General features: G+C 67.4%; 22 protein-coding genes and 1 pseudogene. 10 read left to right on the top strand and 13 right to left on the bottom strand.

The genetic code is table 11. From position 1 onward, the window contains the following. Positions 1-11 precede the first annotated feature (11 nt). Entirely contained in the window at positions 12-713 is a 702-nt protein-coding gene (locus FHJ30_RS19430) for a FadR/GntR family transcriptional regulator (RefSeq protein ID WP_139030898.1), read from the bottom strand. A 116-nt stretch (positions 714-829) separates the two neighbouring features. Here FHJ30_RS19430 and FHJ30_RS19425 point away from each other — a divergent pair, with 116 nt between their 5' ends. The 4 genes and pseudogenes from FHJ30_RS19425 (at position 830) to FHJ30_RS22055 (ending at position 3,012) form a co-directional block, all read left to right on the top strand. Beyond that, entirely contained in the window at positions 830-1,243 is a 414-nt protein-coding gene (locus tag FHJ30_RS19425) for a hypothetical protein (protein ID WP_139030897.1), read from the top strand. A gap of 270 nt (positions 1,244-1,513) precedes the next feature. After that, positions 1,514-1,759 (top strand): helix-turn-helix transcriptional regulator, encoded by a 246-nt coding sequence (locus FHJ30_RS19420; RefSeq protein WP_139031016.1) that lies wholly within the window; start codon positions 1,514-1,516, stop codon positions 1,757-1,759. 3 nt (positions 1,760-1,762) lie between these two features. After that, positions 1,763-2,016 (top strand): annotated as a pseudogene (locus FHJ30_RS22060) (HipA N-terminal domain-containing protein); the annotation flags it as partial. Positions 2,017-2,169: 153 nt separating this feature from the next. Then, on the top strand, positions 2,170-3,012 hold the full coding sequence (locus FHJ30_RS22055) for a type II toxin-antitoxin system HipA family toxin (RefSeq protein ID WP_373683161.1): 843 nt from the start codon (positions 2,170-2,172) through the stop codon (positions 3,010-3,012). A 21-nt stretch (positions 3,013-3,033) separates the two neighbouring features. Here FHJ30_RS22055 and FHJ30_RS19410 read toward each other — a convergent pair whose 3' ends face one another. The 3 genes from FHJ30_RS19410 to FHJ30_RS19400 form a co-directional block, all read right to left on the bottom strand. Then, positions 3,034-3,966 carry a hypothetical protein gene (locus FHJ30_RS19410; protein ID WP_139030896.1) on the bottom strand — a complete coding sequence of 311 codons (933 nt, stop codon included), beginning with the start codon at positions 3,964-3,966 and terminating at the stop codon, positions 3,034-3,036. 12 nt (positions 3,967-3,978) lie between these two features. After that, the gene (locus tag FHJ30_RS19405; RefSeq protein ID WP_139030895.1) at positions 3,979-4,596 is read right to left on the bottom strand and encodes a uracil-DNA glycosylase; all 618 of its coding nucleotides are present in this window, start codon (positions 4,594-4,596) and stop codon (positions 3,979-3,981) included. Between the two features lie 163 nt (positions 4,597-4,759). Further along, on the bottom strand, positions 4,760-6,298 hold the full coding sequence (locus FHJ30_RS19400) for an HNH endonuclease signature motif containing protein (protein WP_139030894.1): 1,539 nt from the start codon (positions 6,296-6,298) through the stop codon (positions 4,760-4,762). A 246-nt stretch (positions 6,299-6,544) separates the two neighbouring features. On the opposite strand from FHJ30_RS19400, the gene FHJ30_RS19395 reads away from it, so the two are divergent. Beyond that, positions 6,545-7,051 carry a hypothetical protein gene (locus FHJ30_RS19395; RefSeq protein WP_139030893.1) on the top strand — a complete coding sequence of 169 codons (507 nt, stop codon included), beginning with the start codon at positions 6,545-6,547 and terminating at the stop codon, positions 7,049-7,051. 13 nt (positions 7,052-7,064) lie between these two features. Here FHJ30_RS19395 and FHJ30_RS19390 read toward each other — a convergent pair whose 3' ends face one another. The 6 genes from FHJ30_RS19390 to FHJ30_RS19365 form a co-directional block, all read right to left on the bottom strand. After that, positions 7,065-8,528, bottom strand: coding sequence for an amidohydrolase (locus FHJ30_RS19390; protein WP_139030892.1), 1,464 nt, complete (start codon positions 8,526-8,528; stop codon positions 7,065-7,067). Further along, entirely contained in the window at positions 8,525-8,908 is a 384-nt protein-coding gene (locus FHJ30_RS19385) for an RNA-binding S4 domain-containing protein (protein WP_139030891.1), read from the bottom strand. The genes FHJ30_RS19390 and FHJ30_RS19385 overlap by 4 nt, the downstream gene beginning before the upstream one ends. Before the next feature lie 75 nt (positions 8,909-8,983). Next, positions 8,984-10,111: a sulfite oxidase gene (locus FHJ30_RS19380; RefSeq protein ID WP_139030890.1), complete on the bottom strand. Its 1,128-nt coding sequence runs from the start codon at positions 10,109-10,111 to the stop codon at positions 8,984-8,986. A gap of 104 nt (positions 10,112-10,215) precedes the next feature. Next, the gene (locus tag FHJ30_RS19375; protein ID WP_139030889.1) at positions 10,216-11,070 is read right to left on the bottom strand and encodes an SDR family oxidoreductase; all 855 of its coding nucleotides are present in this window, start codon (positions 11,068-11,070) and stop codon (positions 10,216-10,218) included. 7 nt (positions 11,071-11,077) lie between these two features. Then, positions 11,078-12,082: an aldo/keto reductase family protein gene (locus tag FHJ30_RS19370; RefSeq protein ID WP_139030888.1), complete on the bottom strand. Its 1,005-nt coding sequence runs from the start codon at positions 12,080-12,082 to the stop codon at positions 11,078-11,080. A 27-nt stretch (positions 12,083-12,109) separates the two neighbouring features. Next, positions 12,110-12,901 carry a hypothetical protein gene (locus tag FHJ30_RS19365; RefSeq protein WP_139030887.1) on the bottom strand — a complete coding sequence of 264 codons (792 nt, stop codon included), beginning with the start codon at positions 12,899-12,901 and terminating at the stop codon, positions 12,110-12,112. Positions 12,902-13,064: 163 nt separating this feature from the next. Here FHJ30_RS19365 and FHJ30_RS19360 point away from each other — a divergent pair, with 163 nt between their 5' ends. Continuing rightward, entirely contained in the window at positions 13,065-13,463 is a 399-nt protein-coding gene (locus FHJ30_RS19360; protein WP_240793770.1) for a YchJ family protein, read from the top strand. On the opposite strand, the gene FHJ30_RS19355 is transcribed toward FHJ30_RS19360, so the two are convergent. The 3 genes from FHJ30_RS19355 to FHJ30_RS19345 form a co-directional block, all read right to left on the bottom strand. Then, positions 13,464-14,303 (bottom strand): TIGR04086 family membrane protein, encoded by an 840-nt coding sequence (locus FHJ30_RS19355; RefSeq protein WP_139030886.1) that lies wholly within the window; start codon positions 14,301-14,303, stop codon positions 13,464-13,466. 64 nt (positions 14,304-14,367) lie between these two features. Further along, complete coding sequence (locus FHJ30_RS19350; RefSeq protein WP_139030885.1) at positions 14,368-16,413, bottom strand: acyl-CoA dehydrogenase family protein; 2,046 nt, start codon at positions 16,411-16,413, stop codon at positions 14,368-14,370. Positions 16,414-16,474: 61 nt separating this feature from the next. Beyond that, positions 16,475-16,777: a hypothetical protein gene (locus tag FHJ30_RS19345; protein ID WP_139030884.1), complete on the bottom strand. Its 303-nt coding sequence runs from the start codon at positions 16,775-16,777 to the stop codon at positions 16,475-16,477. Between the two features lie 228 nt (positions 16,778-17,005). Between FHJ30_RS19345 and FHJ30_RS19340 the strand changes: the two genes are divergently transcribed. From FHJ30_RS19340 to FHJ30_RS19325, 4 genes are all read left to right on the top strand, one after another. Further along, positions 17,006-18,454, top strand: a complete 1,449-nt coding sequence (locus tag FHJ30_RS19340) for a DUF3375 family protein (RefSeq protein ID WP_139030883.1) — start codon at positions 17,006-17,008, stop codon at positions 18,452-18,454. Continuing rightward, on the top strand, positions 18,454-19,266 hold the full coding sequence (locus FHJ30_RS19335) for a DUF4194 domain-containing protein (RefSeq protein WP_139030882.1): 813 nt from the start codon (positions 18,454-18,456) through the stop codon (positions 19,264-19,266). The genes FHJ30_RS19340 and FHJ30_RS19335 overlap by 1 nt, the downstream gene beginning before the upstream one ends. Next, positions 19,263-22,757, top strand: coding sequence for an ATP-binding protein (locus FHJ30_RS19330; protein ID WP_139030881.1), 3,495 nt, complete (start codon positions 19,263-19,265; stop codon positions 22,755-22,757). Before FHJ30_RS19335 ends, FHJ30_RS19330 begins: the two co-directional genes overlap by 4 nt. Positions 22,758-22,952: 195 nt before the next feature. Beyond that, entirely contained in the window at positions 22,953-23,666 is a 714-nt protein-coding gene (locus tag FHJ30_RS19325) for a hypothetical protein (RefSeq protein ID WP_139030880.1), read from the top strand. Positions 23,667-23,768: the final 102 nt, after the last annotated feature.

Here is a 23,768-nt window from a genome sequence, read left to right as displayed (position 1 = left end):
CTTGGCGGTGGCTAGTTGTTGAGGATGGAGTCGAGGGCCTGGCCCACGGCGTGGAGGTGGTGGGCCATGGCTTTCCGCGCCGCTTCCGGGGAGCCGGCCTCGATGGCGGAGAGGATTTGTTGGTGTTCCACATCTGAGGCGTGCTGCCTGTCCGCCACCATGTTCAAGGTTTCGGACTGGTGGGCCAGGGCGCCGCGGATGTCCGCCACCACGCTGGCGAACACCTTGTTGCCGCTGGCGCCGGCGATGGCAGCGTGGAAGCTGGAGTCCAGCGAGACCCAGGATTCCGGATCAGTCTCGGTGGCCATGGCGGCCACCAGGTGCCGAAGGGTTTCCAGTTCCTCCTCGGTCCGCCGCTCGGCGGCCAACCCGGCGGCCGGGATTTCGATGTGCGGCCTGGCTTCTGTGAGGTCACGGGCCGAGTACTGGCCCAGCGTGAGGTCGTTCGCCACCTTGTCGGCAACGACGAACGTCCCCTTCCCCGTTTTGGTGACCGTCAGGCCCAGGGCGGTGCAGGAGCGGAGGGCTTCCCGGATCACCGAGCGGCTGACTCCGTACTGCTGCGAAAGCGTGGCCTCGGAGCTGAGCTTGCTGCCCACGGGAACCAGTCCGGACTCGATGTCCCGCCGGATGGCGTTGAACACCGCTTCGGCAGCGCTGAGCCGCGCGAGGGGTGCAGGCTGTCCTGCTGTCCGGCTGTCTGACAGGTTCACGCTTTAAATATGGCAGGGGTCACAGCGGGTGTCAATGCGTGACGGATTCGCAGGGAGACTCTCAATTTTTACCCAAGAGCCTCCCGCATCAGGGTTCCGCCCCGTAGCCTGCTGCCATGGATGAATACTCGGAGGAACTCGTCAATCTTGCTTTCATGGCTTTGGATCACGCAATTGATTCAGTGGTCTCGTCCGGAACGGATCTGGTGCCGTTTGTAATCCGGGAGCGTGGCGGGCAGCGGAACCTGCAGAGGTACCTCGTGGAAGGTCAGCTTGAGGCAGGCGTTGTGGCCGCCCGGCAGTCGCTTATGCAGGAACCACTCTCAGATCGCGTCGCCCTTGCCTGGGACGGCTACATGACAACGTCGGAGGGGCGGCAGGAAGCCGTCTTCGTTGAGTCCTACGAGCAGGGCACGCCCGCCGGGTTCATCATGGCCCAGCGGTACCAGCGCGCCGGGTTCCTCAAGAAGAAGCGGGAGTCCGTGGGCAATCCCGCCCTCGTGGAGAAGAATACGGCCCCGCTCTTCTAGCAGTATTGCGCTTCATTCCATGCGCACGCGCTGTCAGCGTGGTTGCGGCAACGGATTCCCTGAGCGCTTCCTCTGCTGGGCCCAGGCCCATGACATCCAGGACCGGACCTACAGACCGAGCCCCCAGTCGCAGCCCCCGTCCAAGTCTTGGACGTCTTTAGGTACGTTCGTACCGAAAGGGCTCTATGCGGCGAGGGCGTAAGGCTTCTATAGTCAGAGGAGGCCCTAACCGGTACGTTCGTTCCTACGGAGGTTGAGACGGATACTTTTATTGAAGGCCTCGCGGCCCAGGTCCGCGCGCGCCGCGCAGTCCTCCGACTGACACAGCACGACCTCGCCGATATGGCAGGCGTCTCCGAGCGTTTCGTGCGTTTCGTGGAGCAGGGGAAACCGAGCGTTCAGCTTGACTCCCTGGTGGCGGTACTTGAGACGCTGGGCCTCGAATTGCAGGTCGCAACGCGTTCAAGCCCTGCCGCCCGCGCCCTCTCCGTGCCGCCAGTCGGGGGACGGCGCTGAACAGTGAGGCACCGCATCGCGGACATCTACAAAGCGGGCGTGCTGGCCGCACGGCTCGAAAGGCACGACGGCGGCACGCGGTTCAGCTACTTGCCCGCCTACCTCAAAACAGGGGGAGCCGCCGTCGCCACGTCCTTGCCGCTCAGCAGCGAGCCGGTCCTTTCTGCCGCGGGGGCGGCGCGCCCTATTTCACAGGCCTTTTGCCCGAGGGCCGCCGCCTTAATGCGCTGCGGCGCTCGATCAAGACCAGCGCTGACGACGACCTCTCCCTGCTCATCGCAGCCGGAGCGAATCCCGTGGGAGACGTGCAGATCGTGGGCCATGGGGAGCGCCTGGACCCGGATGACCACGCGGTGCCGCTGGACCCGAAACAGGCGGTGGACTTCGACCAGCTGCTGGGGGACCCCGACATGATCGATCCGGTGGCCTTGGCCGGCGTGCAGGACAAGCTGTCCGCCGGAATGATTTCGGTGCCTGTAACAGCGACCGGACGCCAGTTCATCCTCAAGCTCAACGCGCCAGAGTTCCCGCACGTGGTGGAGAACGAGTTTGTGATGTTCCGCTATGCGGCCAAACTTCGGATCCCGCTGAGCCGTGTTCGGCTGATCCGGGATGTTGCGGGCCGGCCGGGGCTGCTGGTGGAGCGTTTCGACCGCATTCCGGTGCCCGGCGGCGGACCGGACGAGGTGCGGCGGCTGGCAGTAGAAGACGGCGCCCAGGTGCTGAAGCTGTACCCGGCGGACAAGTACAACGTCGGCTACAGCAGGGTCTGCCACGCGCTTGCAGGACATTGCTCCGCACCGCTTCCCGCCCTGAGGAATCTCGCCATCCAGGCCGCCTATGCCTGGCTGACAGGCAACGGCGACCTGCACGCCAAGAACGTGTCCATGGTCCAGCAGGCCGACGGCGAGTGGACCATAGCTCCCGTGTACGACATTCCCTCCACAGTGGTTTATGGAGACAAAACGCTGGCGTTGACCCTCGACGGAAAACGGACCGGAATCTCCCGCCGCCATTTCCTGGGTTGGGCTGCCGAGATGGGACTAACCGACCGTGCCGCCGCCCAGGCAGCGGATATTGCCTTGAAGGCGGCCGCCCCTCTCATCGCGGACCTGGAGGCGGGCACCGCCTTCCGCGGCCTGGATGGAAGCGGGGCAAGGAATGCCGACGACGGCGGATCGCCGTTTTCGGGCCCGGTCACCAGGGATTGGATCAAGGAGCTGAAGCACCGGCGCCGCCTGCTGGAAGGCTGACCCGCACTGTTAGCGGCGCCGCTAAGGGCCGTCGTACCACCTGAGGACCCGCAGTGCGCGGAGGGTGTTCCAGCGGCTTGGCTGTCCGTCGCCTGCTTCCAGCGGGAAGTGGACCTTGCCGGGGTGGGTGTTTTCCAGGAGCCAGGTGCCGTTCGGCTGCTGCTTGCAGCGGACCACGTCCACTGCTTCCGCCAGGCGCTTGTCCGGTCTGCCGCCGGCGGACCGGAAGTAGTCCAGCCCGCGGAGAACGTCGTAGAACCACCGGGTGGGGTAGGAGAACTGGAGCCAATCGTTACTAATCAGGGCGCCGGTGGATTTCCGCCTCAGCAACCGCCGTTCCAGCAGGTATTCCTCTCCCCGGCGCCGGGCCTCACGGGATTCCGGGGTTCCGCCGGTTGCCCGTTCATGCCCCACGAGCCCTTCGAGGACGCAGATGGTGGTGTGGAACGAGGAACGCGTCGAGCCCCGCTCGGCCTCGCAGTTCCAGCCGCCGTCAGCGAGTTGCTCCCGGGCCAGCCGCTCCACCACCCGGTCCACGTTTTCGCCGAAGTAGGCCCCGAGCGCCACAGCCATTCCGTTGATGCAGGGTTCGACTTCGCCGTCGAAAAACGGCTGGTTGCCTTCCTCCCAGCGGCTGTTCTCCCGGACCAAGGTGACCGCCCGGCAGGCTTCCCGGCTGTCAGGCCTGAGGCCGAAGTCGCGCAGGAGCAACAGACTGTAGGTGGTTGCAGTCCAGGGCTGGCCGTCGGGGTCGTCGTCGAGTGCCGGCCAGTACGTGCCGCCGTCCCATTGCCCGTCCGCCCCCTGCAGCGCGAGCAGCCGGGCACCCCAGCCCCGGGTGGCCACCAACTCCCGCTCGGCGAGAAAAACCTCGGGCGAAGCGTCAGTGAGGTCGCGGAGGACCTGCCAGCGGAGTGCGGGATCGGAATCGAGCAGCCACGCTCTAACGTCCACGACGGGAAGAGCCTAAAGGTGCTGGATGCCGGCCCGCTGCATGGCGTCCTTGTAGATCTCCACACTCTTGGCCAGCAGTTCTTCCTGCTTGGCCTCGGAGACAGCGAAGGCGCGCCCACCCAGGGCGGAGGCCTTGTACACCTTGATGCCGCTGTTCCTGAGGGATTGGTGGTAGGTCTTCTCGAAGAGGGTGAGGAAGGTCGAGGCATCGGTGCCGTGGGCGATGATTGCCGAGACCCGGGAGTTGATCTTGAGGAACTGCCGGAAGGGGCGGAGTCCGTCCGTCTTCTCCTGCACATTGAGAGCCGAGGGCATGTCAGGGTCGCGGACCCAGGGGTAGGCGTTCCAGGGCATCACATAGCGGGGATCGAGTTCCGCCAGTTCGTAGATCTGGGTGGCCCGGCGGGCGGCCTCGTCGTCGTTGTAGTGCGAGACGAAGCCGGACTCGGTGCCTTTCCCGGGGCTGACCTGCAGGCTGACGATCCGGCACTCATCCTCGTCATGCACAGGGTCGATATAGGGGACGACAGACCCTGGCTTCTTTTCCATCAGTTCATCGCAAAGCTGGGTTACCTTCGCGATGTTCGGTTCCTGTAGCAGGGCCTTTTTCTCGTCCCAATCAATCGTCACGATTTCTCCCTCAGCAGCAAGGCGTCCAGAATCAGGCGTCTTAGGCCACTCTACGCTTCCGGGCTGAAGGGTGGGCAGGCGGAGTTCTCTCTCCCTTGTCCAGGCACAGCGTGACGATGCTCCTCCGGAGGCCCATGGCGGGCGGCTTCCCCCTCCTCACGCCTCAGGGAATGCCGGTGGTGGCGCGCTTCGTTGCCCTGACGCGTTGCCGGTATTGACGACGACGACGTGACGGCGCCCCGCCGGCAACATCAGGCGCTGGCCTGGATGGTGGACTCGCCTCCAGCGGCAGGTCAACGGGCGCTCCACCAACCAGTGGTGCGCCAGCCAGCACGGTTCCGGGCAGTGGTGGTGCGGTGGAGTGGTAGGTGTGGCCGGTGGGTGTTCGGAGTTCGACTGAGTGGCGCTGCCCCGGCTGGGTATCTGGCCGGGCGGTCCAGCCGGGGTTTTCCTTGGTGTGGTTGCAGGCTTCGCAGAGGCCTTGGCCGTTGTGGCTGGTGGTGGGTCCGTTGGTGTGCCAGGGGATGATGTGGTCGTGGTGGCGGATCGGGGCGTCGCAGTAGGGCGTGCGGCAGGTGTCGTCCCGGACCTGGAGGAAGCGGCGGAGCCCTGGCGGGAAGAGCCGGGCCTTGGAGTCCATCGCGACCAGTTCACCCTCCGCCGGGGCCGTGTAGAGCCGGCGCAGCCAGACCTGAAGCCCGGTATTCTCCGCGCTGCCCGCGGACCCGGAATCAGTTGCCGGACCAGCTGCCCCGGGGCCGGCAGATTCCGGTCCGGCTGCTGCGCCGAGTACTGCTTTCCTGGCCCATTGGGCGGGGACGGTGCCGTAGCCGGTGAGGCGGGCTGGTTCGGCGTCGGCCTGGAGGAGGGTGCGGTCGGTCATGACGAGCTGGATGTCGATGCCGGAGATCCCGGCCGGGGTGCCGGTGAGGCACTCAACCAGGCGGTCGGCCATGATCTGGCCCTTGCCCCGGCCGTCCCGCGTGGCCCGGCCGTCCCGCGTGGCCCGGCCGTCTCCGGTGGCCCGGCCGTCTCCGGTGGCCCGGCCGTCTCCGGTGGCCCGGCCGTCTCCGGTGGCCCGGCCGTCTCCCGTGGCTCGGACGTCTCCGGTGGCTCGGATGGTGTCAGCGTGCCGGGTCAGGGCCGTGTAGGCGGCAACGCCCTGGGCGACCGGAAGCAGGGCGGTCAGCCGGGTCATGGTGTCCGGTGCCGGGCGCAGCGTCACGGTCCGCTCGTTGGCGGCCAGGGACGCCCGCTGCGCGACCGAGGCCGGGTCCCGCCGGTACGCCGCGGCCCGGACGGCCGCGGTCACGGCCCGGTCCCCGGCGCCGGCCAGGGACCCTGTATCGGCGGCGAGTTCCTCGTCCACGGCGCACCGGTCCTCGGCAGACAGGCACGCGGTTTCCTTCACCACGAGGGTGGCGCGCCATTCGTTCAGCTGCCCGGACTCCAAAGCGGCCAAGGTCCGCGGCATCTCGGTGGCCAGTGCCCTGGCAAGGCCCAGGAGCCTGCCTCCACGGGCCGGGGACTCCCGACGCGCCAGCGCTATCTCGGCCCCCACACCCACACCCCGGTCAGCGGCAGGGACGCCGGCGGCGGCCTGTTCCCGCCGCACTCCGAGGTCGTAGGCCACTGCGATCCGTGCCTGCTTCGCGGCGATCAACGACTTCAGATCCTCAAGCCCTCGGATCTGGTCAATCATGCCCTGACCATCAGGGGCTGGGCGGACGGTAGCCACGGCGCGAAGGACTTCGGCAACACAAGGCCCAGGGAGGCCTCCCGCACCCAGCCCCACTGCCGCCGTCGTCACCGCTTCCATACAGAGAGTCTTCCAGCTGGGACTGACAAAATCCGGCCAGCCGGAACCTATGTGGATAAGCGAGGCAAAGCCAGTCCGCGGACCGTCCTGTTCGGACGGTACCGGGAGGCCGTGCTGTTCAATGAAGGAATGCAGTTCGACAGAAAAGGCCTCAAGCTCGAAGGCTTCTCCGGCTTCCGGCCAATCGACGCGCTCGACGCCATGCGGATCCCCCAGGGAACCGGGCTCTTCGCTGTGCTGGCTCCGGAAGGGTTCCGGCCCCGCTTCCTCAAGACAAGCACCGCCGGCGTCTTCAAGAAAAAGGACCCGTCGCTCCCGGAAGCTGCCCTGGCCGCCGAATGGGTGGACAGTGCAGCAGTCCTTTACCTGGGCAAAGCAGGCCCCGGTAGCAAAGGCAACCGCGGCCTGAGGCGGCAGATCCAGGAATTCCTGGACTTTGGGCAGGGCAAGCCGCCGGGGCACTGGGACGGCCGGCTCATCTGGCAGCTCGCGGACGCTGAAAAGCTGGTTATCGCGTGGAAGGAACTGCCCGCGGAACAGCTCACCAAAGCCGAGGCGGACTGCCACGCAGCCTTCATCGAAGGGTACGGACAACTGCCCTTTGCCAACCTGGTGAGGGCCCGCGCCAAGGGCTAGGAAGGCACCATACCTACGCCAATCCGCCGTCGTACGTAAAACGCCCGCCAAGCAGCGTTGCCGCCACCGGCATTGCCGCGAACACCTCATCAGGCACCGCCAGGGGATCCCCGTCGAGGAGCGCCAGGTCAGCCGCGTGGCCAACAGCAACACGGGAACGGCCCCGCGCCGAGGCAGTAAGGGCCTGCTCCCGCGTGATCGCTTCCCGGGGATGCCACGGCGCGCGCCCATCGCCGCGCGCCCGCAAGACAGCGGCGGACATTGCCAGCCACGGTTCGAGCGGCGCTACGGGTGCATCCGAGCCCAGCAGCAGCGACGCCCCGGCATCAAGCAGCGACCGCAGCGGAAAGGCCCGCTCCGTCCGCCCCGCCCAGTTGGTTTCGGCGGCGTCGCGGTCGTCCAACGCGTGCACAGGCTGGACGCTCGCCGCCACCCCCAGCGACCCGAAGCGCGCAAAGTCCTCCCTGCGGACGAACTGGGCGTGCTCAATCCGGCCGCCAACCCCGGCACCCTCAAAAGCGTCAAGGGCCACCTGATTGGCAGCGTCCCCAATCGCGTGGACGGCGGGAACAAACCCCGTGTCCCGCGCCCGCTCCAGCAACGCCGTCAGCTCACCAGGATCCACCGTTAGCAGTCCGTGCCCGCCGAAGGGGTAGGGATCCACGCAATAGGCAGTCCGGGTATTAAGGGAACCGTCAATAAGCACCTTCAGCGGTCCCACGCGCAGCAACCGGCGGCCACCGTCGACCTCCTGCCCCGTCCGCATGCCCTCGGCGACGGCGCGTCCAAGGTCCGTCGGGTAGACGCCTGCCTCCACGCGCAAGGCGTCAAACCCGCCGGCGATGCGCCGCAGCCATGGGTCCCGGTTCCATGTCATCTCAAAATCCACCACTCCCACCACGCCGCGGGCGGCCGCTGCGTGGGCGGCGTCGGCCACCCAGCCATCCAGGACGGAGTCCGGCAGGCGTCCCAGTTCACGGGTCAGGGCAAAGGCAGGCTCCTCGCGCAGCAAACCGGAAGCTTCGACCTGCACTCCGTACCGGTTGGCCGCGGCCGAGTTGAGCCATACGCTGTGCAGGTCGTGGCTGACCAGTGCCGTCGGCTGGCCGCCGGTGGCGGAATCCAGCAGTGCCAGGGAGGGCGCGTCGGGCCACAGCGCGTCGCGGAATCCGACGCCGACCGTGGTCACCGCGGGGTCCGCGGCGGGCAGGAGGGAACGGACGACGGCGGCAGCACCTTGGGCGGTAACCGCACCGGAGAGGTCAATCCGGTTGGCGTGCAGCGCCCACTGGGTCATATGGACGTGCTCGTCCCACAGCCCGGGAATCACATAGCGGCCGTCCGCATCAATTAGCCGCGCACCGTCCGGCGACTCGTCGCCAGCACCGATCCGGCTTACGCGGCCGGCGCTGATGTGCACGCTGACGGGAGCGGGGTCCCCCGGAATCCGCACGTTCCCCAGGACAAGATCACTCATGCGGGACCGCGGAGCCGTTCCATCTCGCGGCGGTCCTTCTTGGTGGGCCGGCCGGCACCGCGGTCGCGCTGCGGGAGGCCAAGCGCGGGTGCCACAGGGCGCGGCGGCGTGTGGTCGGTGAAACAGTGGGAGGCCGCCTCGGCACCGACACGTTTGGCAATCAGCCGGCGCACTTCGAGGATGCGTTCATACCCGGACATCCGCACGGTCACGGTGTCGCCCGTGATGAGCGTGGCGGACGCCTTGGCCGGGCTGCCGTTCAGTCGGACATGGCCGGCGCGGCAGGCAGCGGTGGCGGCTGAGCGCGTCTTGTATGCGCGGACGGCCCACAGCCACGCATCGATGCGGACGCTGGCGGGGGAGGAAGGAAGGCTGGTCATGGTTGGCACCGAGTATAGCCCCGGCGCCATGGCCCCAGGGGCCGGGCCCGCCGCCCCTGCCGCCAGCCGCCTCAACTACTCAACAGTCACACTGACCCGCTGCACCATGTTGTTGCCCAGTCCCTGGTAGTTCCAGTTCTGCTCTAAAGGCTGGGTGGCCCCGGTTTCGTCCGTTGCGCGGCAGGAAAGCTCGTGCTCGCCCGGGTCCGCCACCCACGGCAGTGTCCACTTCCGCCACGCGTACCCGCCCGCAGGCTTCTCCAGCTGCGCGGGCAGCCAGGTGCCGTCGACGCCAACCTCCACGCCGGTGACCGCCCCCTCCCCGGACCATGCCCTGCCCTGCAGCAGCACCGGCCCGGGCTTGACTATCCGCTGGCGGGTGAAGAAGTCAGGAATGCCCGGCGGAACCATCAGCGAACGCACCCTGATCCGCGAAACGGGAGTGCCGGCGTCGTCCGCGGACTCCTGGTAGCGGTAGGCAACCTCCTGCTGGTAGCCCCGGAAGGGGGCCGTGACCACCTCAATGGACTCCAGCCACTTCACGCTGGCCATGCCGTACCAGCCCGGCACCACCAGCCGGAGCGGATATCCGTGCTGCGGCGGCAGTTCGCTGCCGTTCATCTTGTAGGCAAGCACGACGTCGGCACGCATCGCTTCATGGATCGGCAGGCTCCGCGCGTAACGCTGCGGGACGCCGCCCTGGACACCTTGGTCCGAACCTGTGAACACGACCTCCACGGCGTGCGGCAGGACGCCCGCCTTTCCCAGGAGGTAGGCGAGCGGAACCCCGGTCCAGTGCGCAGTCCCAACGCCCTCCATGATCCACGGCTGGCTCAGCGGCCTCGGACTCAAGAGGGAGCGCCCGTTCCCAGCGCACTCCAAAGTGACCGGCACCGTGATGGCAGGGTCCTTACGGAGGGCCGCCATGCTCAGTTCCAGGGCCATCTCAACCGCGCCGCCGATCCGGAGGTGCCACGAGGAGGCGTCCATGTCCGGGATGTCGAAATGCGTCAGCACGTAGTGGAGGCCCGGCGGAGTGATGTCCCGTCGGAGTGCCTCCAGCGGCATGGAGTGGTTGCGCGCGCCCAGCTGGAGTTCCTCGCGGGTGAGCGGCCCGGTGGTGGGCCCGGCCGCGGACGGAGCAGGAGGCCCTGGCGCCGCAGCCGGGCCGGAAGGCTGCTGGTTGGTGTAGGTCTGTTTCATGGCGCTGCGACTCTTTCGCCTGGGGGTTCTGCTGTGCGGGGTGGACGCCCCTGCCTCAGGTTTACGCCCGGCCCGCGCGCCCGTCAACGCCCCTCCCGGGAGGTTTAGAGGACCGGCCTGGCCAGGAACTCGGCCAGGGTGATGGGGTCCTGGCCGGTAAGGCCATGGACATCGGGGGAGATCCCTGCCATCTCACCGGCGCCCATGGCTGTATACGTGCTGACCCACGCGTCCACCTGCCAGGGCGGGGCGCTGTAGGAGGCCCGGGAGGCGTACGCCTCCTCCACCGTCTCCGGCTGGTAGGTGATGGTGCGCCCGGTTTGCTGGGTCAGGATTTCGGCGGCGTGCGCCAGGGTCAGTTCCTCCGGCCCGGTCAGGTTGTAGGTGGCGCCCTTGTGGATGGCGGGGTCCCGCAGCACGGCAACAGCGCAGCGGGCAATGTCCTCGCGGGCAACGCCGGAGAAGACCCCGTCCCCGGCCGGACCGCGGATCACGCCGTCCTCCCCGGCCAGCAGCGGCAGGAAATCCAGGTAGAAGTTGTCCCGCAGGAACGTGAACTCCAGGCCGGACGCCCTGATGTGCTCCTCCGTGGCGTAGTGGTCCCGGGCCAGTGTGAAGGTGGCGTCCGGGGCCGCGCCGTAGAGGGATGTGTACACCAGATGCTCCACGCCCGCGGCGGCAGCGGCATCCACGAAGCCGCGGTGCTGCTGCACCCGGTCCTCCGCTTCCGCAGCGGACACCATGAACAGGACCTTCACCCCGTCCAGGGCCGCCCGGGTGGCCGCCGAATCCTCATAGCTGCACACCGCCGGCGCGGCGCCGTCCAGTTGGGGAGCGCGTGCAGCGTCACGGACCAGCAGGCGCTGGGCGAAACCTGCCGCGGCAAGTTGCCGCGCCACCATTCCACCCAGCCCGCCAGTGGAGCCCGTGACGGCCAGGTCCGGGAGCCCGGAAGCCACAGTGCGCCTACGCTTCCCGTTTCGCAGGAGACTTGGTCTGGGCAGGGTCGCGCTCGGCCAGCGAGCCGATGGCGTCGTCGATCTTCTTCAGGACCTCCGGCTCCAGTTTCACGCCAGCGGCCGCCACACTGTCCGCGATCTGCTCGGGCCGCGAGGCGCCCACGATGGCCGAGGCGACGTTCGGGTTCTGCAGCACCCATGCCACCGCCAGCTGCGGCATGGACAGCCCGGCTTCCTCGGCGATGGGCTTGAGTTCCTGCACGCCGGCCAGGACGTCGTCGCGCATCCAGCGCTCGATCATCTTGGCTCCGCCCTTCTCGTCCGTGGCGCGGCTGCCTTCGGGGGCGGGCTGGCCGGGCAGGTACTTGCCGCTGAGGACGCCTTGGGCCATGGGCGACCAGACAATCTGGGACACGCCCAGCTCCTCCGATGCCGGCACTACCTCCGCCTCGATGACCCGCCACAGCATGGAGTACTGCGGCTGGTTGGAGATGAGCTGGAAGCCGAGTTCCTTGGACAGGGCGTGGCCCTCGCGCAGCTGCTCGGCGGTCCACTCGCTGACGCCGATGTACAGGGCTTTGCCCTGCCGGACGATGTCCGCAAACGCCTGCATCGTTTCTTCCAGGGGCGTCTCGAAGTCGTAGCGGTGGGCCTGGTACAGGTCCACGTAGTCCGTCTGCAGCCGCCGTAGTGAGCCGTTGATGGACTCCATGATGTGTTTCCGGGACAGGCCAAGATCGTTCTTGCCCTTGGGGCCGGTGGGGCCGTAAACCTTGGTGAAGATCTCAAGGGACTCGCGGCGCTCGCCCTTCAGGGCTTCGCCCAGGACGGTCTCCGCGGCCGTATTTGCGTAGACATCGGCGGTGTCGAACGTGCTGATGCCGGCATCAAGGGCGGCGCGCACGCACTGCGAGGCGACGTCGTTTTCAACCTGCGAACCGTGCGTCAGCCAGTTGCCGAACGTGATTTCCGAGACTTTGAATCCGCTGTTTCCGAGGTATCTGAATTCCATGGGTTTCACGCTAGCCCAGATGGTTGCTCAGGGTAAGGGCTGTTTGCCCTTTGGAGCGGGGCCGCTGGTTCCAGCCCCGCTGCCCGCTTCCGCCGCCTTACTGATGTGCGCCGGACCGGACAGGGATGCCAGCGAGCCGGTGTCCAGCGGAGCCAGGGGGTGGGGGACCTGCGGCTTCTTGAAGGACCGCGGCAGTTCGCGGGAAGGACGGCTGTTATCCAGCGCGGACTCCACCAGCGGCGCCACTTCCGCCACGTTTTCGGCCGGCACTGCCGGGTCAGGCAGGTCACGCACGGAGAGCTTAATCTGCGGTGTTGCTGCGCGCGCCCGGGCCTTTGCGCGGGCGTCGGCATCAGCAACGGCGGCGGCCCAGTCCTCAGCCAGGACGGGCGGTTCGCGGCGGGCAGCGGCCAGTGCCGGGTGGTGTTCGACGGCGGTGCGCAGCGACGACTTCACGTGGGCGGGCTTCAGCGCGGTGCGCCAATCACGGGGCGCCTTGCCCGGCCGGTGGCGGAATGCCCGGACCAGCAGCCCGGCGCGCGGCGGGCGTGGTGGGGACGCCGCGGCAGCACCGCCGTCGGACGCCGTGCCTTGCCCCTGCCGGCTGCCGGCGGGGCCCGTCAAGCGCACCAGCGGGAGCGATTCGTGTCCGGTGCCCCTGCCGAACAGGGCCAACAGCACGACGGCGGCGAGCCGGCCAAGTCCTGCCAGGACCAGCGTGATGACGCCCAGCAGGAAGAGGACCAGGAACATCAGGAATGCGACTCCCACGGTGCCCAAGAAAGTCAGGTTGAGGATGAGCGTATCCGGATTTTCCACGTCATCTCTCCTCTCTGCCGGCAGCGGGGCCGCGGGCGGCACCACCCTGCCCGGGCGCCGGCTCCTTCTCCACCTTACGGATTTTTGCGGGGCTGTGCCGCCGGGTGGGCTGGTGCTTCACCGGTTGTAGCAAAGCTGTTACCCATGTGACAGCATCGGGTGGATGACTGAATCCAGGGACCACGAAAACTGCATGTGCCTGTCCGGGGAGCCCTACGGACAGTGCTGCGGGCAGTTTCACCGGGGCGCAGCGGAGGCTGCCACCGCAGAGCAACTGATGCGCTCCCGGTACAGCGCGTTCGTGCTCCTTGACAGTGGCTACCTCCTGCGCACCTGGCATCCCCGGACAGCGCCGGCGGAACTGGAGCTGGATCCGGGGATGGAGTGGCGGCGCCTGGATATCCTGTCCACCTCCCGGGGAGGGCCGCTGGATACCGAGGGGACCGTGGAGTTCAAGGCCTACTACCGGCACGGCCCCGAACGCGGGATCCTCCACGAGGACAGCAGGTTCATCCGGGAACATCGGCGCTGGCTCTACCTGGACGGGAACATCCTGGCCTGACTACTCGTCGTCGTAGTCGCTGTCAGGCGTGAAGCCGGCCCGGTCCACTTTCCGGTGGAAGCGCATGCCCGCAAGGCCGCCCAGCACTGCGCCGACCAGCGCCACCAGGGCGACCACCACGGCGGCGATGATGCTGGTGGTGGTCAGCTGGCCCTCATTGACAGGGATGCGCGGAAAGCTGATGAGGTTGGCCAGGACGTTGAACTGCTGCCCGAACACAAGGCCGAGGATGGAGACGAGGACCGCCACGATCAGCGCCCAGATCCACACCATAAGGCCCTGCTTGGCGCCGTTGAAGCGCGCCATGCGGCCTGCCACGTAGCCGCCGCAGTAATAGGACAGGAACAGGATGACCAGCAGGACAATGATGCCCACCAGCCCCACCGTGCCCTGGTTCTGCGCCGCCTGGCTGACGGCCTCGTTGACGTCCGTGTTGGTGGCAAGGCCAACGGCGGTTCCGGCCGCCGCCACAAGGGCGGTCAGCAGGACGGCCATACCGGTGGCGGTGAGCCAGCCGAAGAACGCGGAGCCCACCTTGATGCCGCCGAACCGTTCCTTTTCCCGGGCGACGGCGGTCTGCCGGTCAGTGAGGTTCGGATCAACAGCCGGGGCAGGGGACGTGGGGACGTAGTCCCGCTCGGCGTAGGCGCCGGACGGTCCTGTGCGGTCCGCTGGCACGCGGTCGTAGGTGGAGGTGGGGGCGGCATCGCTTGCCGGCACCTGCTGGTAAGAGCGCGTGGGTTCGCCGCCGGCGGTGTCGCCGCGGTGGCTTCCGTTCCGGTCAACGTCCTCCCGGGCTCGCCTCGGGGGCAGGTTCTCTGGGTCTGTTGAGCTGCTCATAAGTCCACTCAACCATCGCCCACAGGAGATAGCAAGGATGCTTACTATTTCGTGACCTGCGGTTTTACCGGTATTTGCGGTGCAGGTTGTCCTTCCGGGAGGGGCCGGGAGAGGCGTCGGCGATCCACGGGCCCGTTCCTTCAGACGGGTCCAGGACGCCTTCCTCCAGCCAGGTGTAATCCCCGGCGAGGACCTTCCGCGTGAGGGCGTGGTCGCCGTCGTCCGTGTTCCGCCACAGCTGGTCGAAGTACTCGTCCACGCGCACCCTGGCCTGCTCGCAGTAGGCTTCGGCGAGCTCGTAGGCGCTGGCTGCCTTTTCGGGAGCGGTGTGGAGCAGCATTTCCGCCCGGGCACAGCAGGCCGTCATGGCGAACAGCTCGGCGCCGATGTCCACCACCCTGCCCAGGAACGCCTGCTTCCGTTCCAGCTTGGCCTGCCAGCGGCCCATGGCGTAGAACGTCTGCCGGGCAAGGCGCCGTGACGAGCGTTCAACAAACCGCAGCTGCTTGGCCAGCCGGCCGAATTCACCGTACGAGCGCGGATCCATGCCGGCGCCGGCCACCAGCTTAGGCAGCCACTTGGCGTAAAAGCCGGAGGCCCCGACGGCGGCCTTCGCTTTGTCGGACAGGCTTGCGTCCAGCGATGCGAGCTCGCCCGCGGCGGCCAGGTGCGCATCCACCGCTTCCCGGGCGATCAGGAGCCGCATGATCTCCGAGGAGCCCTCGAAGATCCGGTTGATCCTCAGGTCCCTCAGCTGCTGCTCGGCCGGGACGGCGCGCTCGCCGCGTGCCGCCAGCGATTCGGCGGTTTCAAAACCGCGGCCTCCGCGGATCTGCACCAGTTCGTCGGCAATCCGGCAGCTGATCTCCGTGGCCCAGAGCTTGGCCAGGGCGGCTTCGATCCGCACGTCCTTCTGGCCCGCGTCCGCAAGCTCCGCGGAGAGTTCGAAAACCGCATCCAGGGCGAAGGCGGAGGCTGCGATAAAGGCGATCTTCTTGCCCACAGCCTCGTGCTCGCCCACCGGCCTGCCCCACTGGGTGCGCGCGTTGGACCATTCACGGGCAATCTTCAGGCTCCACCGGCCGGAAGCTACGCACAGCGCCGGCAGCGCGAGGCGCCCGGTATTAAGTGTTGTCAGCGCGATCTTCAGCCCCTGGCCTTCACGGCCCAGCCGGTTGGCGGCCGGCACTCGGACTTGGTGGAACCGGGTGACGCCGTTCTCAATCCCGCGCAGGCCCATGAATGCATTCCGGTTCTCCACGGTGATGCCTGGCGAGTCCATCTCCACCACGAATGCACTGATGCCGCCTTTGTGCCGGGTGCCGTCCGCATCGGTGTGCGCCGGGACCACGGCCATCACCACCACCAGCTCGGCGACCACGCCGTTGGTGGTCCAAAGCTTCACGCCATCCAAAAGGTACGCCTCGCCGTCGTCCGTGGGCGTCGCGGTGCTGCCCAGCCGGGCAGGATCGCTGCCCACATCAGGTTCCGTCAGCAGGAAGGCGGTGATGGCCCCGGCGGCGCAGCGCGGCAGGTATTCGCGCTTTTGCCCAGGGGTCCCGAAGACCTTGACCGGTTCCGGTACGCCGATGGACTGGTGGGCCGAGAGGAGGGCTCCGAGGCTCGGATGGACACTGCCCAGGAGCGCCAGGGCCCGGCCGTAGTACACCAGGGAGAGTCCCAGGCCGCCGTATTCCTCGGGGATCTTCATGCCAAAAACGCCGAGGTCCGCCAGGCCCCGGATGTATTCGTCCGGAATCCTGGCCTCGCGCTCGATCACCCGGCCGTCCATGCTGCGGGCAAACTCGGTCAGCCGGCGCATGAATGCCTCACCCCGGTCCACGGAGGCAGGATCCGGGGTGGGCCAGGGGTGGACCAGCCCGAGGTCGAAGCTGCCCAGGTACAGCCCCTTCGCGAAGCTTGGCCGCTCCCAGCCGGTTTCCCGTGCAGCCTCTGCCACGGCGCGGGCATCTTTTTCCGTGGCGCCGGCCCCGAGTTTTCCGGCGGGTACGGGGGTGTCCCCGGCCGGGGCGTTTGTTGCCGTGCCGGTGGCGACGGGGAGGCCGGTGGCAGGGCTTGTTGCGGAAGTGCTGTCAGTGGCGGAGCTCATGGGTTATCTCCTTGGCCGGAATGGCCGGTGTCGCCATGGATCCGCCGGGTTGGAGAACCCTTCAGCTGTCCCTCAAGATTACCCGCGGGTAGGTTCCGGTGCTAGGGGATGGCTGGGCCTGGAAGTCGCCGGCAACGTCCACCGCGGCGGCGTGGTGCACCAGCCTGTCCCAGCCTGCGTTGATGCCGTGGACCACGGCCAGGAGGATAGTGGAGACCACGGTCCAGCTGAGCTTTCCGACGCCCAGCAGTACCAGGGCAACCAGCCCTGCCGCCAGGACGAATGCTGCAAGGATCACGCCGAACACCAGGGTGCCCACGAACACCAAGGTGGCGTTGTCCACTGAACTGAGATCGAACTGCATTGGGTCCCCCTGCTGCGACGTTGCTTTGGTTGAGATCAGTAGCAGAAGCGTAGGTTGGGACCTCTCCGGCCAGCCACAGAAGCAGGGCCGGAAAAGGCTGTTGGTATGGGATCGAAACACTACGGCCCGGTAGGTCACGAAGCGGTCGCGGCGCCTGCGTTAACCTTGTAGTTGGCAGTTTTCCGTCCAAGCCGCCGCCCCGCCCCGTAAACAGCCCAAGGAGAGTGTGTGCCCCGCTCCGCCAGGTCATCCGCTGACGCCATCAGCGCCCGGCTCCGGGACCTCGAACTCCTCACCAAGGGACCTGCCTGGGCCCTGACGCGCTCCGCCCCCTGGGTGATAGCGGTGCTGCAGGCATCCTTCACCCGCACCCGTCCCCAGCTTCCGCTCGAGGAATTCCATGCCGACGTCGACTCCTTCCTTGAGGAGCTGCGCAGGCGGGAGCCCGGACTCGGCGGCGGGGCCAACGGAAAGACCTTTGGTGACGAATGGACGCGCCGGCAGTTCCTGACGCGCCGCAACCAGTCCGGCCGGATCGTCTACGAGGTAACGGAACCGGCGGCCCGTGTGCTCGCCTTCCTCGACAGCCTCTCCAGTGAACGGTCCACTCTCAACGGGTCGCGCCTGGGCACGCTGCTGGGCGACGTCGAAAAGCTCGCCAACGAGACCAATCCGGATCAGAGCGCCCGCCTCGAGTCGCTCGAAGAGGAGATTGAGGAACGCCAGCAGCTGATCCAGGACATCAGCTCCGGCGAGTTCGATGGCCTGCTGGACGACGACGAGGCGGTGGAAGCCGCGGGCAATATCCTGGACCTGGCGGCGAGCCTGCCCGCCGACTACAAGAAGATGCGTGACCGGATCGAGGAACTGGTGGGCGAGCTGCGCAACCAGATCATCGAGGAGTCGCTGACCAAGGGCGCCACCATGGCCCAGGTCCTGGAGGCGGACAAGCGCCTCCGCCAGAGCCCGGAGGGCAGGACCTTCCGCTCCTTCACCGCGTTCCTGGAGGACCCGCAGCAGCAGGTGCGGTTCCGGTCCGCCATCGGGGAAGTCCTCAGCCGGCAGTTCGCGGACGACTTGTCGCCCGAGGACCGGGAAACCCTGAAGAACCTGGTGGCCGAATTGCGCCAGCAGCACAGCCAGATCCAGCGGATCTACGGCAAGCTGAGCGAAAGCCTCAACACGTACGTCCAAAGCGACGACTTCCGCCAGTCGGTCCGGCTCCGGCAGGTCCTCCGGGAGGCGGAGCAGGCCATCCGGTCCCTTCCGTACGAGCGGGAACGCCCCGGGTTGGTCCGCGGTCCAGTCCTCTACAACGCAGGGTTCGAATCGCTGTCCATGGTCAAGTTGTTCGACCCGGACGAGTTCGCCGCCCCGCCCAAACTCGCGGATCCCATCGCCTTCAGCGACTCGGACCGCGTGCGCTCCCCGAGGACCGGCAAGGCTAAGCCGGAGGTGGTGCGCGAGGCCATGGCCGGCGCCGCCACCCTTTCCGAAGCCTGGCAGCAGCTGCCGCCGGAGGAGCAGCACATCAACACCATCCGGGCGCTCCTCTCCCACGCCCTCCACGCCGGAGCGGGCTTCGACAGGGAAGCCCTCGACGCCCTGGACTTTGAACAGATCGACGGCACCACGCGCAGGGCCTACCTGCCGCTGGTGACGCTCAAGAAGGATTGATGATGACTGAAGTCACGAACCACGAGCGACCCGTTACCGGGGGAACCACCCTGCGGGACACGTTCGTGGACGGCGCGGCCCTCTTTCCCGGCGACACAGGCGTGCTCTCCATGAAGGTGCGGCAGGCGTTGGTGAAGCTGCTCAAGGGTCCGTATATCGACGGCGGCCGGGACGAGAAGCTCTGGACCGTCCTCCTGGACAACCAAGTGATCCTGCGGAGCCGGTTGTCGGAACTGTTCCTCACCATGGAGCTGGACCACGAGCGGAAGATCGCCGTCCTGCGGCCGGTGGATCCGGACGCGATCGGGGGCAGTGCCCGTTCCAGCATCCTCCGGCAGCAGCGTGCGCTCAGCCGGGTGGAGACCATTGTGCTGCTCCGCCTGCGCCTGCTGCTGGACCGGCATGTCACGGCGCAGACGGACCCCACCATCACGCGTGAGGAGATCGCGGACCTCGTGGCCCACTACCAGCCGGCAGGCCAGCAGGATGCGCTCCGGGACTCTGACGTGGTGAACAGGGCCATCACCAAGCTCCTGGCCCGCCAGCTCCTCCTGCCCACCGGGCTGGACGACGTCTACACCATCTCCAACGCCCTGCCCCTGGCCCTCCCGTTCGAGAACATCGGCGACATCCCCGCCCAAATCGAGGCCCTGGTGGTGGCGACCACAGATCCCGCGGGCACCGAGGCAATGCTGGACCTCGACCGGGATCCGGCGCCGGAGGACGACGACGCTGATGGTGAGTTTGGTCGAGGCGCAGCATCGGCTGCGGAGCAGAACGGAACCACCGAAACTGAAGAGGGCACCAAGTGAGCATCGCGAGCATGCTTCCGATGGGCGACGTGGTGAACCCGGGCCAGATGCGCCTTGCCCTGGTGCAGGTGGTCAACTGGGGCACCTTCCACGGGGCGCACACCATGCACGTGGACCGGAACGGTACGCTGCTGACCGGCAACTCGGGTGTGGGCAAGTCGACCCTGTTCGATGCCATGCTGCGGGTCTTCGACGCGCGGCCCAGGTCCAATGAGGCAGCCGCCCAGCGTTCGGGCGGTGCCGTGGAGGACAAGCGGACCACGTTCACGTACATGCGCGGCAAGGTGGGCGACAAGGCCGTGGGCGAGGGCTCGGCGAGTGCCTTCCAGCGGCCGGGTGCTACGTGGTCCGCCGTCGCCCTGACGTTCGATAACGCCGCAGGCACGCGGGTGACCGTTTCGGCGCTGTTCGACCTGCCAAAGAACGGCACGGAGTCCAGCGTGGGACGGTTCTACCTGATCGACCACCAGCCGCTGGACCTTGAGGCGCTGGAGGGCATCGCGGACAAGCGGTTCACCAAGGCTGCCCTGGAGACGATTTTCCCGGACGCCCAGGTTTTCGATGTCCACAAGGCGTTTGCCGAACGGTTCCGCCGGTTGCTCGGCATCAACTCGGACCAGGCCCTTCCGCTGCTTCGCGTGATCCAGGCGGGCAAAGGGCTGGGCGGCAGCGTCAACACGTTCTTCCGCGACCAGGTCCTGGACGCCCCGGCAACGCTCGCAGCAGCGGACGACGTCGTGGAGGAATTCAGCAACCTGATGTCCATCCGGCAGCGGCTGGAGGACGTCCGGCAGCAGCGCGACCAGCTCGCCCCGGTCCCCGGGCTCAACAAGGAGTATGCGCAGGCGCTGCTGGACGCGAACCGGTTGCGGGACCTCACCGGCGAGGAGTTCGAGGCATACAGGCAGCAGCTGGCCGTCACTGTCCACGAGAAAACGCTGGTCCGCTTCAAGGAGCTGGCCCAGGCGAAGGCCAAGGAGCTCGGCGCCGAACGAATGGTCCGGGACGGCCTGGCCAAGGAACTGCGGCAACTGGAGGCGGACTACAACAACCAGGGCGGCAACGCGATTTCCGCCATTGAGCAGTCGCTGGAGAACGCCCGCGTGGGCCTGAAGCTCCGCGAGCAGGTGGAGGAGGCGGCGCGCCAGGCTTTGTCCGACGCCGGCCTGCAGCTTGAGTGGTCCTCCGACGGTTGGGAACAGGCGCACGAGAACGCTGCGGCCAGGTCGGCGGAGCTCAAGGACGACTCCCAGGCCCTGCAGGAGCTGCGCTTCGAAGCGTTCGACGCGCATGCCACGAAGAAGCGGGAGCTGGCTGCCGCCGAGCAGGAGCTCGTCTCGCTGAAGACGCGCAAGTCGCTGCTGCCGCCGTCGAGCATTGAAAACCGTGCGGCAATTGCCGCCGCCACCGGCATCCCGGAAGACCGCATGCCGTTCGCCGGCGAGCTGATGGACCTTGCCGACGGCGAGGAGAAGTGGCGCCCCGCTGCCGAGCGTGCGCTCCGCAACCTGGCCACCACGCTGCTGGTGCCGGGCGGGCACTTCGGCGCCGTGACCCGCTACCTTAACAGCCACAACGTGCGCGGCGCATTGCGCGCGGTGGACGTTTCCAAGCCGCTTTCCGGCGGCGCGCTGGCGCTGGAGGACGTGCGCGACGGCGACCTGCTGACCAAGCTCGACATCCTCACCACGGGCGTCGCGGCCGAAGCGGGGTCCTGGATCCGTGAGCGGATCGCGCTTGATTTCGCCTACCCCTGCGTTGAGGATCCGGACGAGCTTGCCGGGCTGGACCGTGGCCTCAGCCTGGGAGGTGTGGTGAAGCGCAACCGCCACACGGTCGAAAAGGACGACCGCTTCACCAGCCGGCAGGATTACGTCCTCGGGTTCGACAATGCGGCCAAGCTTGAACTCGTTGCCGGACAGGTAGAGGACCTGCGGCAGGAGGTTGCCAAGGCGGCGGAGCTGGCGCAAAGCCGGGAAGACTCGCACCAGGGCATGAGCCGGCAGCTCGACGCGCTCCGCCGGATCGCAGAGGACCACCGTTCCTGGGAGCAGGTCTCGGCGGAGGTTGCTGCCGACGAGCTGGCCCGGATCGGGCAGCGCCTCAAGGACGCCTTGGCCGCCCAGGCGGACCTGGAGCCCCTCCGCGCGGCCATCGAAGAAGTACGGCAGAAGCACCAGTCCAGCACCGAGGCCGCGGCCGTCCAGCAAAGCGAGTACAAGTCGCTGGACCGGCAGCTGACCGCTGCGGATTCGCTGCTGGAAGCTGCGCGTGACCGCCTGGCCCAGGCGCCGCCGTCGGACGCTACCGTTACTGCGCTGGAACCCTACTTCGCGGAATTCGGCGACGTGACGGAGATGCACGAGCTGGACAATCTGGCCAACCGGGTGCGGACCGGCCTGCTGGGTGACCTGCACGCCGCGGAGTCCCGCGGGCAGGCGACGGCCGAGCGGCTCACGAGGATTTTCGAGGCCTTCGTCCGCGACTGGGGGAGTGCCATCTCCGCGGACCATGGCACCACAATCGGCGCCGCGGGCGAGTTCGAGACGCGGTATCACGCGATCGTGAGCGACGGGCTGCCCGCCCAGGAGGCGGAATTCCGGCAGTTCTTCAACCAGCGGACGCACGAATCGTTCAGCACGCTGCTGCACCTGCTCGACGAGGAACGCCGCTCCATTACCAGCCGCATCCTGCCGCTGAACGGCATCCTCTCCCAGGTCAACTTCCACGAGGGCAGCTTCCTTGAGCTGGACATCAAGCAGACGCTGCCGCCCACGGCCAAGCAGTTCAAGGACGCCATCCAGAACGCCCTGAAGGCCCGGCACACGCGGCCCGCCAAGGGAGATGCCGGCCGCCCGGACGCCTCGAAGGCGGAGGTGTCCGGCCAGGAAAGGGACGACGACGCCGAGCTCACCGCCCGCTACAAGTCCCTTGAGACCCTGGTGAAGCGGCTGGGCTCGCAGGCGCCGGAGGACAGGCGCTGGCGGGCCGAGGTGCTGGACGTGCGCGGCCATCTGTTCATCCAGTGCAAGGAGCACCGTGAAGTTGCGGGGCCGGCGTCGGGCAAGAAGGGCGGAGCGAAGAAGTCTGAGGTGTTTATGCACGCGGACACCGGCTCCATGTCCGGCGGGGAGCGCCAGCGCTTCACGGCCTTCATCATGGCCGCTGCACTGAGTTACCAGCTGGGCATCGCGGAGCAGGGCTTCACCACGTACGGCACGGTGATGATGGACGAGGCCTTTGTCCTGGCCTCCGAGGAGTTCGCGGGCGCCGGGATCAAGGCGCTGCACGAATTCGGTTTCCAGCTGCTGCTGGCTGCCCCGGAGAACGTCATCGACCTGTCCCGGCACCTTGGTTCCGTCACCGAAATCCTCCGGGACAAGCGCACCAACCGCTCCGGGGTGCTCACGGCGCCGGTGATCAGGCCGCGGCCGGGCGAAGAAGGCGCCTGGCGCTCGGAAGCGAACCCTGTGGACATCGTTTTGCGCTAGCCGTTACCAGCCGACCGGCTTTATAACAAATCGATGGATATATTGCGCGCGTGCTGTTGCAGGGTGTTGTTCCGGTGCCATGCTGGTCGGCATCAAACATTCGCCTTCATCCTCCCGCAGGGCAACGTGTGGAACGCTGGGTCCCGCATCTGACGCCCGATGAGGTTGGCGGCCTTCCCTTGAAAGGCACCACAAATGCGCCCAGCACACCGCGCCGCCACCTCCATGGCGCTCACCGCCGTCGCAGCCCTCACCCTCACAGGCTGCATGGCCAGCGTCTCGTCCGAAGGCGCTGCATCCCCGGCTCCCATGGCTTCTGCCCCGGCATCACCGAGCCTCACTTCCGAGACCCGCACGCCAAGCCCGGCCGCGGCAGGGGAGCGGCCGGTCCCGCCTGGCTTCAGTGCTGACAGCCTGGTGACCTTCACCTTCCCGGACGGCCGGCTTTCGTTCCAATACCCGAGGGGCTGGCATGCGGAGCTCTTCGAGGCATCCGCCTCGCCTTTCGTGGGCACGGCAACGGTGTCCGATCCCACCAGCCAGGCGAAAATCTCCATCTACACCGGAGAAATTGCCGACGTCGTGGCCAGCACTGTGGACCGGACCGTCATTGAGACGGACCCCGTACTGGGACTGCGGGGGCATTCCGTTCCAACGCCCCACTCGTCATTCTTTGTTGACCGCACTGATGGTGCGGCCACCTACGGGATGGGGCTCACCGCGGGACTGCCCGTCTCGCCGGACGGGGAGGTGCAGCACGGGCTCATCATGCTCGGCAACCGCGTCTTGTCTGCCGACGTGGTGTTCGCGGGCCAACCGTTCGCAAACGACGAGGCGGCAAAAGAGTGGTACTGGGGTGTTGAAGGCCAAACCCTGAAGGCTGTGCTGATGAGCTTCACCTACCGCTGACCCGGAGCATCAAACGCTCTCTCACTTAATGTGCCATTTCCCCAGGCAGGTTCAAGGGGTCGTTGCAACACGTCCTATGCTGCTGATTCTTCCAGTATTTGC

The sequence above is a fragment of the Arthrobacter sp. BB-1 genome (assembly GCF_006151685.1).
Lineage (GTDB): Bacteria > Actinomycetota > Actinomycetes > Actinomycetales > Micrococcaceae > Arthrobacter.
The sequence above is the reverse complement of the archived record's forward strand: the minus strand, read 5'-3'. Positions and strand labels throughout refer to the sequence as shown.

What these genes read in the sequence shown, in the direction of transcription:
- FHJ30_RS19425 (WP_139030897.1), top strand. Translation starts at nt 830, where the DNA reads ATGGATGAATACTCGGAGGAACTCGTCAATCTTGCTTTCATGGCTTTG.
- FHJ30_RS22055 (WP_373683161.1), top strand. Translation starts at nt 2,170, where the DNA reads ATGATCGATCCGGTGGCCTTGGCCGGCGTGCAGGACAAGCTGTCCGCC.
- FHJ30_RS19400 (WP_139030894.1), bottom strand. Translation starts at nt 6,298, where the DNA reads ATGATTGACCAGATCCGAGGGCTTGAGGATCTGAAGTCGTTGATCGCC.
- FHJ30_RS19395 (WP_139030893.1), top strand. Translation starts at nt 6,545, where the DNA reads ATGCAGTTCGACAGAAAAGGCCTCAAGCTCGAAGGCTTCTCCGGCTTC.
- FHJ30_RS19390 (WP_139030892.1), bottom strand. Translation starts at nt 8,528, where the DNA reads ATGAGTGATCTTGTCCTGGGGAACGTGCGGATTCCGGGGGACCCCGCT.
- FHJ30_RS19385 (WP_139030891.1), bottom strand. Translation starts at nt 8,908, where the DNA reads ATGACCAGCCTTCCTTCCTCCCCCGCCAGCGTCCGCATCGATGCGTGG.
- FHJ30_RS19380 (WP_139030890.1), bottom strand. Translation starts at nt 10,111, where the DNA reads ATGAAACAGACCTACACCAACCAGCAGCCTTCCGGCCCGGCTGCGGCG.
- FHJ30_RS19370 (WP_139030888.1), bottom strand. Translation starts at nt 12,082, where the DNA reads ATGGAATTCAGATACCTCGGAAACAGCGGATTCAAAGTCTCGGAAATC.
- FHJ30_RS19360 (WP_240793770.1), top strand. Translation starts at nt 13,065, where the DNA reads ATGACTGAATCCAGGGACCACGAAAACTGCATGTGCCTGTCCGGGGAG.
- FHJ30_RS19355 (WP_139030886.1), bottom strand. Translation starts at nt 14,303, where the DNA reads ATGAGCAGCTCAACAGACCCAGAGAACCTGCCCCCGAGGCGAGCCCGG.
- FHJ30_RS19350 (WP_139030885.1), bottom strand. Translation starts at nt 16,413, where the DNA reads ATGAGCTCCGCCACTGACAGCACTTCCGCAACAAGCCCTGCCACCGGC.
- FHJ30_RS19345 (WP_139030884.1), bottom strand. Translation starts at nt 16,777, where the DNA reads ATGCAGTTCGATCTCAGTTCAGTGGACAACGCCACCTTGGTGTTCGTG.
- FHJ30_RS19335 (WP_139030882.1), top strand. Translation starts at nt 18,454, where the DNA reads ATGATGACTGAAGTCACGAACCACGAGCGACCCGTTACCGGGGGAACC.
- FHJ30_RS19325 (WP_139030880.1), top strand. Translation starts at nt 22,953, where the DNA reads ATGCGCCCAGCACACCGCGCCGCCACCTCCATGGCGCTCACCGCCGTC.